The 12,086-nt window shown below is 71.6% G+C and carries 10 protein-coding genes; 5 read left to right on the top strand and 5 right to left on the bottom strand.

Going from position 1 to position 12,086, the window contains the following annotated elements:
* Positions 1 to 206: 206 nt before the first annotated feature.
* Positions 207 to 467, bottom strand: coding sequence for a DUF397 domain-containing protein (locus tag ACFY3C_RS16915; RefSeq protein ID WP_390771247.1), 261 nt, complete (start codon positions 465 to 467; stop codon positions 207 to 209).
* The gene (locus ACFY3C_RS16910; protein ID WP_390771246.1) at positions 427 to 1,275 is read right to left on the bottom strand and encodes a Scr1 family TA system antitoxin-like transcriptional regulator; all 849 of its coding nucleotides are present in this window, start codon (positions 1,273 to 1,275) and stop codon (positions 427 to 429) included. The genes ACFY3C_RS16915 and ACFY3C_RS16910 overlap by 41 nt, the downstream gene beginning before the upstream one ends.
* Before the next feature lie 206 nt (positions 1,276 to 1,481).
* On the opposite strand from ACFY3C_RS16910, the gene ACFY3C_RS16905 reads away from it, so the two are divergent.
* The 3 genes from ACFY3C_RS16905 (at position 1,482) to ACFY3C_RS16895 (ending at position 6,426) form a co-directional block, all read left to right on the top strand.
* Entirely contained in the window at positions 1,482 to 3,047 is a 1,566-nt protein-coding gene (locus ACFY3C_RS16905) for an LCP family protein (protein ID WP_390771245.1), read from the top strand.
* A 46-nt stretch (positions 3,048 to 3,093) separates the two neighbouring features.
* Entirely contained in the window at positions 3,094 to 4,335 is a 1,242-nt protein-coding gene (locus tag ACFY3C_RS16900) for an amidohydrolase (RefSeq protein ID WP_390771244.1), read from the top strand.
* A gap of 117 nt (positions 4,336 to 4,452) precedes the next feature.
* The gene (locus ACFY3C_RS16895; protein ID WP_390771243.1) at positions 4,453 to 6,426 is read left to right on the top strand and encodes a YncE family protein; all 1,974 of its coding nucleotides are present in this window, start codon (positions 4,453 to 4,455) and stop codon (positions 6,424 to 6,426) included.
* Between the two features lie 5 nt (positions 6,427 to 6,431).
* Here ACFY3C_RS16895 and ACFY3C_RS16890 read toward each other — a convergent pair whose 3' ends face one another.
* Both ACFY3C_RS16890 and ACFY3C_RS16885 read right to left on the bottom strand, forming a co-directional pair.
* Positions 6,432 to 7,490 (bottom strand): hypothetical protein, encoded by a 1,059-nt coding sequence (locus ACFY3C_RS16890; protein WP_390771242.1) that lies wholly within the window; start codon positions 7,488 to 7,490, stop codon positions 6,432 to 6,434.
* A gap of 64 nt (positions 7,491 to 7,554) precedes the next feature.
* Positions 7,555 to 8,697, bottom strand: a complete 1,143-nt coding sequence (locus ACFY3C_RS16885; RefSeq protein WP_390771456.1) for a PP2C family protein-serine/threonine phosphatase — start codon at positions 8,695 to 8,697, stop codon at positions 7,555 to 7,557.
* 164 nt (positions 8,698 to 8,861) lie between these two features.
* Between ACFY3C_RS16885 and ACFY3C_RS16880 the strand changes: the two genes are divergently transcribed.
* A complete protein-coding gene (locus ACFY3C_RS16880; RefSeq protein ID WP_390771241.1) occupies positions 8,862 to 9,308 on the top strand; it encodes a hypothetical protein in 447 nt (148 codons plus the stop codon).
* A gap of 241 nt (positions 9,309 to 9,549) precedes the next feature.
* Positions 9,550 to 10,494, top strand: a complete 945-nt coding sequence (locus tag ACFY3C_RS16875) for a hypothetical protein (RefSeq protein ID WP_390771240.1) — start codon at positions 9,550 to 9,552, stop codon at positions 10,492 to 10,494.
* Positions 10,495 to 10,650: 156 nt separating this feature from the next.
* Here ACFY3C_RS16875 and ACFY3C_RS16870 read toward each other — a convergent pair whose 3' ends face one another.
* Positions 10,651 to 11,976, bottom strand: coding sequence for a PLP-dependent aminotransferase family protein (locus ACFY3C_RS16870; protein WP_386572807.1), 1,326 nt, complete (start codon positions 11,974 to 11,976; stop codon positions 10,651 to 10,653).
* Positions 11,977 to 12,086: the final 110 nt, after the last annotated feature.

Here is a 12,086-nt window from a genome sequence, read left to right as displayed (position 1 = left end):
CCTCTCCCGGCCCCGCCCGAGCAGGCGCACCCCGGCCGCCCGGGGCGTGGCAGCGGCCGTACTGGCGATCGCGGCACTGATCACGGCGGCGAACGCGGTCCCGGCCCGAGCGGCCGAGGAGAGACCGGCGTCTCACGCGAGCCATCACGCGCATCGGGGTTAGGGCATCACGCGCCGCTTGGGGGAAGCGGGCGCTCAAAACATCGCTAGAGGGCGTGGACGAAGGCAGCCCACGTGTGGGGGGCTACAGCGAGGTGCGCCGCTTCGGGGTTCTTGGAGTCACGGACGGCGATGAGGGCGGGGAGGTCTGCGACCTCAACGCAGTCGCCGCCGCTGCTGCTGCTGTAGGAGGACTTACGCCACTCGGCAGCGCCGAACGCGGCGCACTCGACGCATTCGCCGCCGCTGCTCCCGCTGTATGAGGACTTACGCCACGTCGCGCTCTTCAGCTGTCGGCTGGTCTCCATAGCGCTCCTCCATCACGTGGGCGATCAGCTCTGCCGAATCTCGCACCGAGAGTGCGGCAGCCTGTAGCTGATCGTAATAGAGCCAGCCGTTGCTGACCCCGTCCGGATTGGCCGTCATATGGCCCTGGATGAAGTCCTCCGTGTAGACGATGTCCGGATGGTCGTTGAAGCGCAGAAGATTGAAGGCGCCCGGCAGCCCCGGGTGTTCACCCGCCGAGTACGGCAAGACTTGGATCTTGACCAGGCGTTGATCACGAAACCTCAACAGGTGCGCGAGTTGATCCCGCATCACCTCCCGACTCCCCATCGGCCGGTACAGCACCGCCTCGTCCAGCACCACCCACACCAACGGCGGTCGCTCCTTCTGAAGGAGACGCTGCCGCTCCAGCCGAGCCGCGACCAGCTCGTCGAGGTTCCGGGGCTCCGGCGCACCGAGAACCGCGCGCGCGTACTTCTCCGTCTGCAGCAGCCCGTACACGACCTGCGCCTGATACGTCGAGATGTACGCCGCCTTCGCCTCCATCTCCGCATACGGCTGAAACCAACTCGGCAACTGGCTCCGCAACACCAGCCCAACCAACCGCGAGAAGAAGCCGTCCGTCATCAGCGCCGCATCCACCCGCTCGGCGAACTCCCGCGTCGGCACCTTCAGCGTGGTCTCGACCTGGCCGATCAGTGAGCCCGTGCAGAAGACGATCGCGCCCAGTTCCTTCTGGGTCAGCCCCGCTGCCTCCCGCTTTCTCCGCAGCTCGGAGCCGAAGTAGTCCAACGGGGAAGCGGCGGGGTCGAGTTCGCGAATGTACGCCATGCACTTAGCGTAATCAATCGACTCCGCTCGGGTGATGCGAATCGATGAATGCGCACAAGGCGGTTCGTCAACCCCGGAGATGGTTGTACGCGAGTGGCATATCTCACCACCCGCCCCTGCATGGATGACCGCGCCGTTAGTGTGTGCGATCCGGTGCAGCCGCGACGAGGTCGACGTGCGCTTCGTCAGGGCGGGAAGGGCAGGGAATGACGCTGGACACGCAGGCGCGGCCGAAGGACCGGGGACGGCACGGCGGTGGCAGCGGCCCCGGGGGCGGCGACACCGAACCCGACGCCCCGCGCCCCAAGCGCCGGATACTGCGCTGGTCGGCGACCACCCTGGCCTTCGTCATACTCGGGACCGCGGGCGCGGGTTACCTCTACTACGAGCACCTCAACGCCAACATCAAGAAGGCCGAGCGGAACCTGGGTGACTCCGACGTGCCCGAGGCCACGCCGAACGCCGCCGGCCAGACGCCGCTGAACATCCTGATGATCGGCTCGGACAGCCGGAACACCGCGAAGGACCTGAAGCTCGGCGGGTCCAAGGCCGACGTGGGCCGCCCGCCGCTCGCCGACGTGCAGATGCTGCTGCACGTCTCGGCCGACCGCAGCAACATGTCCGTGGTGAGCCTCCCGCGCGACACGATGATCCCGATCCCCAGGTGCACCACCGCCGACAAGAAGTACGAGGCGCTCTCGCTGGCCATGGCGAACGAGTCGCTGGGCCGCGGCGGCCCGGGCTGCACCGTCGCCACCTGGCAGAAGCTCGCCCGCATCCACATCGACCACTTCATGATGGTCGACTTCTCCGGCGTGGTGGACATGGCGGACGCCATCGGCGGTGTCCCGGTGTGCGTCAAGCAGAACGTCTACTCGCACACCTCCGACGGCCACGGCTCGGGCCTGAAACTGGAGGCGGGCACCCACCCGGTCAAGGGCGAACAGGCCCTGCAGTGGCTGCGCACCCGCTACGGCTTCGAGGACGGCACCGACATCGGCCGCACCCACGCCCAGCACATGTACATGAACTCGATGGTCCGCCAGTTGCGCGCGAACGCGACGCTGGGCAACCCCACCGAGATGCGCAGGCTCGCGGAGGCCGCGACGAAGGCGCTCACGGTCGACGAGGGCCTCGGCACGGTCAAGAAGTTGTACGACCTGAGCGGGGAACTGCAGAAGGTCCCCACCAAGCGGATCACGATGACGACGCTGCCCACCGTGCAGTGGTCGCAGGACCACAACCGTCTGGTGCCGGACCCCGAGGACGCCGACCAACTCCTCTCCATGGTCCGCGACGACCGCCCGCTGGACGGCCGCGGCGCCAAGCACAGGACGGAGCAGAAGGTGAAGGCCCCCTCGACCCCGGCCGGCACCCTCGCGGTCCAGGTCCGCAACGGCACCGGGACGACCACCGAGGCCCCGACGCCCCAGCGGGCGAGCACGGTCACCCAGGTCCTGCGGGGCAAGGGGTTCACCCGGGCCGAGGCGGACATCACCGCGGCCACCGGGGCCAAGACCCTTCTCCTGTACCCCAGTGCCGACCTGGAGGGCGACGCCCAGGCCGTGGCCAAGGCGCTCGGCGTCCCGCTGGGCCAGGTGCACCGGTCGACCGACGTCTCGGGCGTCACCCTGGTCGTGGGCGCGGACTGGCGCACCGGCGACGCCTACCCGAAGAGCAAGAGCGCGGACAAGGCGCCCTCGACGGCGGCCGTGCTGCCCGGCGACAAGGAGGACGCGTGCATGGAGGTGCAGAAGGGCTTCACCTGGTGAACCGGGCTCTCCCCGCGTGTCCCGCCGGGGGCCTACCCTTCTCCCCGTGACCTCTCCCGCAGCGCGCACCGCTCTGGATCTCACCGCCGGACTCCCGGTCCCGGACCTGGAGGACTTCTACCGCGACCTGCACCGTCACCCCGAGCTGTCGTTGAGCGAGCACCGCACCGCCGGGAAGCTCGCCGGGCGGCTCAAGGAGGCCGGGTTCGAGACGGCGGAGGGGATCGGCGGCACCGGGGTCGTGGGGGTGCTGCGGGGCGGCGACGGGCCGACGGTGCTGCTGCGCGCCGACCTGGACGCGCTGCCGGTGCAGGAGGAGACCGGGCTGCCGTACGCCTCACGGACGGACGGGGTGATGCACGCCTGCGGGCACGACCTGCACGTCACCTGGCTGGCGGGCGCGGCCGAGGCGCTGGCGGCCGGGCGGGAGACCTGGAACGGCACCCTGCTGGTCGTGGGCCAGCCCGCCGAGGAGACCGGGCAGGGCGCGGCCCGGATGGTCGCGGACGGGCTGTACGAGCGCTTCGGGCGCCCGGACGTGCTGCTCGGGCAGCACGCGGTTCCGGGCCCGGCGGGCCTGTACCCGCACGCGCCGGGCCTGATCATGTCGGCGTCGACGGACGTGGACGTCGTGGTGCACGGCCGGGGCGGCCACGGTTCGCGGCCCGAGTCGACCGTGGACCCGGTGGTGACCGCCGCCTACCTGGTCACCCGGCTGCAGACGGTCGTCTCCCGGGAACTGGCCGCGCGTGAGGCCGCGGTGCTGACCGTGGGCCGGATCGAGGCGGGCACCCGGCACAACATCATCCCGTCCGAGGCGCGCATCGAGCTGAACCTGCGCACCCAGTCGGAGGAGGTGCGGGAGCGGATGCTGGCCGCGATCCGCCGGATCGCGCAGGGCGAGTGCCTGGCCGCCGGCTGCCCGCGCGAGCCCGAGGTCACCCTCGGCAACAGCTTCCCGGAGACGGTCAACGACGTCGGCACGGACACCGCGGTGGCCGCCGTGCACCGCGACGTCTTCGGCGCGGGCACGGTGTTCGACCCGGGCCCGGCGATGGGCAGCGAGGACTTCCCGGAGCTGGCGCTGGGCTCGATCCCGTACTCGTACTGGTTCGTGACGACCACTCCGGCCGAGGTGTGGGAGAAGGCCCCGGGCGCGACGTTCCCGGAGAAGTTCTCGGCCGTGCCGAGCAACCACAGCCCCCGCTTCGCGCCCGACCTGTCCACGATCGCCCCGGGTGTGCGGACCCTGGTCTCGGGGGCGCTCGCATTTTTGTCAGTGGCATGACCTAGTCTTCGCGACCTAGTCTTCACTCATCCGCCACGCATGGCACACAGGGGGCTCACATCAGCCGTGCCGCGTGGCGCTCACCTCACTCATTCGTTCCGGGGGGTTCGAATCAGCGTGCGTATGCGCACCCTCACGACTGCCACCACCCTGGCCGTCCTCTTCAGCTCGGCGGCCCTCGCCGCCACTCCGGCAGCCGCCGACTCCACCAAGATCCTGCCGGTCAAGCAGACCGCCGACCTCGTGGTCGACGGCGCCCACCAGCAGGTCTTCGTCAGTGACCCGAGCAACGGCAAGATCGTCGTCACCGACTACGCCGGCAACGTGGTCAAGCAGCTCACCACGAACCTGACCGGCGTGAGCGGCCTCGAACTGTCCGCCGACTCCGGCACGCTCTACGCGGCCGTGCCGGGGCTCGACGCCATCGCGGTCTTCTCCACCGCCACCGACACCGAGACCACGCGCTACGAGGTCACCGCCGACCAGCCGCGCAGCGTCGCCCTCGCGGGCGGCAAGCTGTGGTTCGGCTACGGCGGCGCCGCCGCGGGCAACATCGGTTCCGTCGACCTCGCGAGCGAGCAGCACGAGGTCACCCTGGGCCTGGACAACGGCTGGTACAGCGCGCCGATCCTCGACGCGGCGCCCGGCTCGAACATCCTGGTCGGGGCGCAGACCGGGGACAGCTCCGGCAAGGTCGTCTCCTACGACGTCACGACCGGCACCCCGAACCGGCTCGCCTCCACCAGCGCCGGCGAGAACACGCGCGACATCGCCGTCACACCGAACGGCCAGGACGTCGTCGTGGCCAGCGGATACCCGTACCACCACCCGGTGTTCAAGACCGCCGACCTCACGGCGGACGGCACTTACGCCAGCACCAACTACCCGAACGCCGTGGCCGTCGCCCCGGACGGGTCGGTCGCGGCGGGCGTCGACGGCTCGTACAGCCCGGACATCTTCGTCTACAAGCCGGGCGCCACCACGTCGGTGCGCGAGTACGACTTCCCGAACACGGGCCACACCAGCGGTTCCGACGAACTCGCCGACTCCGCGCTCGGCTGGGCGCCCGACGCCTCCCGCCTGTTCGCGGTGTCGTACAACAGCGACGGCGTCTACTCCCTGCGCGCGTTCGACGCCCCCACCAAGGCGACGACCACCGTCACCGTGGACGCCCCGGCCACCGCGGCCCGCGCCAAGCAGCTCACCGTCAAGGGCAAGGTCACCTCCAAGGTGGCCCTCCCCGCCGGCGCCAAGCTCACGGTCACCCGCACCGACCTGGACTCCCCGAACGGCAAGACCCTGCCCTCGGTGACGGTCAAGGCCGACGGCAGCTACTCCTTCACCGACACCCCGCCGGCCGGCGGCAAGGTGAAGTACAAGGTGGTCTACGCGGGCGACGCCGACCACGCGGCGGGCTCCGGCACCGACACCGTGGACGTCTCCCGCGCCAAGCCGTCGCTGTCGATCAACAACAACGGCAAGGTGTACTCCTACGGCAAGGACGTGAAGTTCACGGCCCACCTGGGGACCACCTACAAGAACCGCACGGTGGAGATCTGGGCCGACCCGTTCGGCTCCGACAAGCCGAACAAGCTGGTGAAGTCCGGCAGGGTCAACTCCGACGGCAACCTGTCGGTCACGCTGGACCTGAAGCGGGACACCAAGGTCACCGCGAAGTTCTCGGGCGACGCCCGCTACCAGCCCCGGTCGGTCTCCAGCACGGTCGGCGCCAAGGTGAGCGTGTCCACGTCGGTCAGCAACCACTACAAGACGAAGAGTGCGTGGAACCACACGTACTACTTCTTCCACAAGAGCAAGAACCCGCTGATCACGACGAAGATGCCGTACTTCCCGGGCCGTAAGCAGAAGTTCGAGTTCGAGGTGTACTACCAGGGCCGGTGGTACCCCGGCGACCCCGCGTACTTCGCGCTGGGCACCGACGGCGTGTCCCGGGTACAGATCACCGGTGACCACAGCGAGGACGTCGGCTGGCGCTTCCGGGTCCGCTCGTCATACATCAACGCCTCCTCCGGTGACACGGTGAACTCCACGACGCACGGCGCCTGGAAGTACCTCACCTTCACCAACTGAGGCCGCTACCCGGCTGACTGGAGTTGCCGCAGGTGCCGCTGGACGTTCTCCAGCGCGCCCTGCCGGCGGCCCGGCACCCGGAGCCTCAACTCCGCGAGCGCGGGTCCGAGTTCACGGGCCCGCGCCGCGTCCTTGATGCTCCCCCACTGATGGTGGGCCCGGTCCGCGGCCGCCTCCACGGCGGGCGCGTCCACCGCCTGCCCGGCGGCGAGCCGCACCCCGGCCACGCTCAGCCAGGCCCGGCAACTGCGCACCGAGTCGCCCGCGAACATCGCCAGATCGGCCCGGACTTCGGCCCAGTGCAGCGCCTCGTCCGAGGCGGGCCCATAGGCACGCACGGCGCCCTGCTCGTGCTGAGCGGCGAGCGCGTCGGCGTCGGCGTGCCGCCCGGCCTGGACGGCGGCGCTGATGGCGGCGTGGGGATCACCGGCCGGCCGGGGCCGAGCGGTGAGCAGGATGTTCGTCGGTGCCTCGTCGGCGATCCGCGCCAAGGCCTGTTGGTGCAACTGGTCCAACGGCGGCCGGTGTCCACTGCGCAACAGCGTCGCCACCGCCTTCATGTACGACGGCTCGGCCATGCCCCGCCGCCCGGAGGGGGGTGCGATGCGGCCGTACACCGCGCTGGTGCGGCCCGAGTCGAGCGGCCGCTGGGCGAGGTGCTGCCAGGTCTCGGCGTCCGCGTGCAGGTCGACGAAGAGTGCCGTGGACCCGGCGGAGCGCAGCCGCAGTTCCTCCCTGATCCAGTGCCACGGCAGTGCCGTGTAGCGGACGGTGGCCGGGGTGGTGCGGGCCAGCGCCAGGTGGGGCTGGTGCTGGCGGCGGTCCAGGTGGAGTTGCCCGGCGATGTACACGGTGAGCGGTCCGGGCGCGGCCGCGGCGGCGCGCAGCCGGGTGAGGACGGCCTGCGGCTCCAGCGGGTCGGCGAGTTCGACCACGTTGGCGGTGTCGGTGCCGGACAGTACGGCAGGGGCGACCGCGGCCAGCACGGGCAGCACTCCGGCCGCGTCCACCAGGCGCCCCCGGCCCAGCGGCGAGGCCGCGAGCAGCAGCACGGTTCCGGGCATCGTCCCTCCCCTGTAGATCGTCCTACTGCCAGCACCGTAACTGCTGCTGCTGCAAAGGCGCTTCTCAGGACTGCAAACGTCCCCGTACGGGGTCTTCGCCCGCCCGTCGCACGGCGAAGACCGTGGTGTCGTCCTCCAGGCGGCCGCCGCTGTGCAGCAGCACGCCGTCACGGACCCGGCGGACCAGGCGCCGCGGCTCGGCCCGCCCCGGGTCGGCCTCGACCGCGCGGGCCACTTCCCGGGCCAGCGGGTAGAACTCCCCGGCATCGTCCCGCGCCTCGGTGACCCCGTCGGTCACGATGAGCAGGGTTTCCTCGGGCCCGAACGGCATCCGGTGCAGCGGCGGGCGCCCGAGCCCGAGGTCGCCGAACCCGAGCGGCAGGCCGTCGCCGCCGGGCAGGATGCGCACCCCGTGCGGTCCGACGGCGAGCGGGGGCTCGTGCCCGAAGTTGATCAGCTCGATCGTGTCCGGGGTGCCCGCGGGGAAGCAGAGCAGGACGGCGGTGGCGAAGCGGTCGCCGTCGTCCCGGCCGAGGGCGGTGGTGTGCCCGCGGTGCCGGCCCATGCGCACCTCCAGCCGCTCGGCGACGGTCGCCAGGTCCGCCTCGTGATAGCCGGCCTCCCGGAAGGTGCCGAGCAGCGCGGCCGCAGTCTCCACCGCGCCCAGACCCTTGCCCTGCACGTCCCCGACGAGGACGCGGGTGCCGTGCGGGCCCGGCTGGATGTCGTAGAAGTCCCCGCCGACCTGGGCCTCGACGTCGGCGGCCAGGTACACGCCCGCCTGCTCCAGGCCCGCCCAGACGGGCGGCAGCGGGCGCAGCACGGTACGCCGGGTGGTCTCGGCGATGTCCCTGATGTGCAGCATCTGCTGTTCCCTGCGCACCCGCACGGCAGAGGCCAGCACACCGAGGGCACCGCCGAGGGCGACCAGGACGAAGTCGCCGGGTCCGGCGCGGTACGCGTCCGGCCAGGAGTTGTCCACGACGAAGTACGTCATCAGCGACAGCACGGCGAAGGCGGCCGTCCCCCACACCCCGCAGATCGCGGCGGCGATGCCGGGGACCAGGACGATCCAGGAGACGATCCGGAACCGCTCGCTGGTGTTGATGTCCAGCAGCACGATGCCGACGAGCAGCAGCAGGGGCGGTACCCAGGCGATGCTCCGGCCACGGATCCGCAGCAACTGCCGCCGGAGCCGGTACTCCATGTCCGTCACGGCCGGGCAGCCCTTCATGTCCTCGGAGGAACTCAGCGAAACACGGGAACATGGGCGCCGCATCCGGGCACTGTTCACCCTGTCGGCCGACTTGCCAGGGCGTCCCCCCAGGTGTGCTCTGGTAGGCGGGGGCGAGGAGAGAGAGGAGTGCTCTCATGGCTCAAGCGGCACCGGCACCCGGCGGCATGATCCGGGGCGGTCGTACTCCCGACATCTTCAGCGAGCGCACGCACGCGGTGGCGAAGGTCGCCGTTCCCGTCGTGCTCGGGCTCATCTACGGGTACTGGGCCGCGGCCAACACCCGCTACGGCGGGCCCATCACCGGCTGGAACCTGCTGTTCGGCTTCGTGACGGCGATCGTGTTCGCGGCCGTCTGGATGGGCCTTGCGGCCCTGACCCCGCGGCTGCCGCGCGAGCTGCACGCGACGCTGTGGGCCGCCTTCACCGGCATCGCGGTCGGCTTCCTGTACAGCCTGAGCGGCCGCGGCCACTCCGTCCTGTCGTCGGCGGGCCTGGGCGTGGCGTTCGCCGTGGTCGTGGGCGGCGTGCTGTTCTACCGCTACTACACACACGAGGACGCGGCGGGACACCGCATCCGCTGAGCAGCCGAGTGCGCGACGCGCGTGGGCCCCGGCCGGAGACCGGCCGGGGCCCACGCACTCCCCTGTAACTCCCTCCTCACCAGCACCAGGAAACACCCGTTCGGAGGAACCCTCCACCGGAGAGCGGAATGGGGAGCGGAATGCCATCCTCCGCCAGGTGGCGCGGCCGTTCGGCTTGACATTTCCCCCGAATGCAGTCGTACCGCTCGCCCACCGGGCCCCGCGGGCCTTGCCTGGAAGCGTGCCGCCACGCCTCAGGAGTGTCCTGTCGGCCGTACTGATCGCCCTGTCCTGCCTCCTCGTGCCGTTCGGCGCGCTGGCGGCCTGGGCGTCGTACGGGCTCGCCGACACGGGCCGGTACGTCTCCACCATGGCCCCGCTCGCCGCCGACCCGGACGTGCGGGAAGCCGTGGCCAAGACGGTCGGGGACGGCATCCTGCGCGAGGTGGACCAGCGGATGGACGTGCGCGGGGTGCGCGGCTCGGTCGCCCCGTTCGTACACGACGCGGTGCGATCCTTCACCCAGACCCGCGCCTTCCGGCTGGCCTGGGACACCGGCAACCGGGTCACGCACGACGCGATCCTGCGCGCCCTGCGCGCGGAGGACCCGGCCGAGGAGGCGGGCGAGCGCCCGGTCACCGTGGACCTCGCCCCCGTCACCGCCCAGGTCAAGCAGCAGCTCACCGACGACCACATTCCGCTCGCCGCCCGCATCCCGGTGGAGCACACCGCGGTCCCCGTGCTCCAGGCGGGCGAGGTCGGCAGACTCAGGAAGGGATTCCACGTGCTCGAAGTCGCCGGTTTCTGGCTCCCGGTCGCGGCCGTCGTCTTCGCCGTCGCCGGGATCGCCCTGGCCGTCCACCGCCGCCGCGCCGTCGCGGCGACCGCGCTGGGCACAGCCCTGGGCGGCGCCCTCCTCATCCTCGCCCTCACCATCGGCCGCACCCTCACCCTCGCCGGCCTCCCCGCCGACGTCCCCCACCCCGCAGCGGCCGCGATCTACGACGCCCTGACCGCCACCCTGCGCACCACGTCCTGGCTCCTACTGACCCTGGGCCTCACAGTGGCCCTCACCGCCTGGCTGACCCGCCGCCTACACCTCCCCCGCCCCTCCCACCACCCCCACGAGGACCCCCCAGCCCCCACCCCGACCCAGCCCCCGACCCCAACCCGAGCCAGAGCCTGAGCCCACCCGCAAGCCGCCGACGGCGAGAACACCCCACGGGGGCCACCCGCACCCGACAACGAAAGCCGCACGGGTGGTGCGGGTGGGAACCCAATCCCGCCGAAGGCGAAGCCGAGGCGGAACCGCAGCTCCAGCCGGAGGCAACCGCCGAGGCGGCTACCCCCGCGCAACCCCCGCAAGCACCCGCAACGCCCACACCAGCTCCCCCTCCGGCACCGACGCCAGCCCGACCCGCACAGCATCCGGCGTACGACTCGGATCCACGGAGAACGCCGTACCCGGAGTCACCGCGATCCCCCGCGCCCGCGCAGCCGCCGTGAACGTGTCCGCCCGCCACCCCCCAGGCAACTCCCACCACGCGAAGTACCCCGCCGGATCAGCCCGCACAGCAAACCCCGACAACTCCTCCGCAACGACCCGCTGCCGCCGCCCCGCATCCCCCCGCTTCGCCTCGACCAACCGCGCCACACTCCCGTCCCCGATCCACCGCACAGCCGCCTCCAGCGCGAAGCACCCCGCACTCCACCCCCCGGACCGAACGGCCCGCGCCACCGCCTCCACCCGCCCGCCCGGTACGACGACGAACCCGACCGTGAGCCCCGGCGCCACCCGCTTGGACAGCCCGTCGACGACGTGCACGAGCCCCGGCGCAAGATCCGCGAGAGCGGGTTCGCCGCCAGGATGCAGAAAGGACCAGATCCGATCCTCCACGACCGGTATCCCCAGGCTGTGGACGACCTCGGCCAGCCGCACCCGCCGCTCCGCACTCAGGGTCAGCGACGTCGGATTGTGCAGCGTCGGCTGAAGGTAGAGCGCGGACAGCGGAGCGGCGCGATGAACCGCCGCGACAGACTCCGCCAGCAGCCCCTCCGCATCCGCCGCAAGCGGGACCAGAGTGACACCGAGTCGCCCCGCGATCTCCTTGACCAGCGGATACGTCAACGGTTCGACACCGACCCTCCCACCCGGCCGCACCAGCGAGGCGAGCGTCGCGGCGATGGCCTGCCGGGCGTTGCCGGTGAAGAGGATCCCGTCGGGGTCGGGCCGCAGACCACCACCGGCCAGCAACCCCGCCACCGCCTCCCGCGCCGCCGCGGTACCGGCGGCCGGGGCGGGCCGCATCGCCTCGGCCAGCGCGTCCGGCCGCAACAGGGACGCGAGCGCGGGTGCCAGCAACTCCGCCTGGCCGGGCGCGGAGGGGTAGTTGAGCTCCAGGTTCACGGGCGCGCCCCCCGCCGCCTCGGTCAGCGCGCGCCCGGGCTGCGCGTCCGGCGCCGTGGCCCGGACGAACGTACCGCGCCCGACCTCGCCCACCACCAGCCCACGGCGGACCAGCTCGGCGTACACCCGCCCGGCCGTCGACGCGGCGATCCCGTGCCGCCGGGCGAACGCCCGCTGCGGCGGCAGCCGCTGCCCCGGCCGGAGCCGGCCGCCGCTGATGTCAGCCGCGATCCGGTCGGCGATACGCCGGTAGTCGTCCACAAGTCGCCCTGCCGTCACAGGTCCCCCCGCCGTCACAAGTCCTCTTGCCGTCACAAGTCGCCCTGCCGTACCGGCACATCACATTGCACCGAGGGCAAAGATTTTATTGC

The sequence above is a fragment of the Streptomyces sp. NPDC001410 genome, assembly GCF_042895235.1.
GTDB lineage: Bacteria > Actinomycetota > Actinomycetes > Streptomycetales > Streptomycetaceae > Streptomyces.
This window is presented reverse-complemented; position numbering and strand designations above follow the sequence as displayed.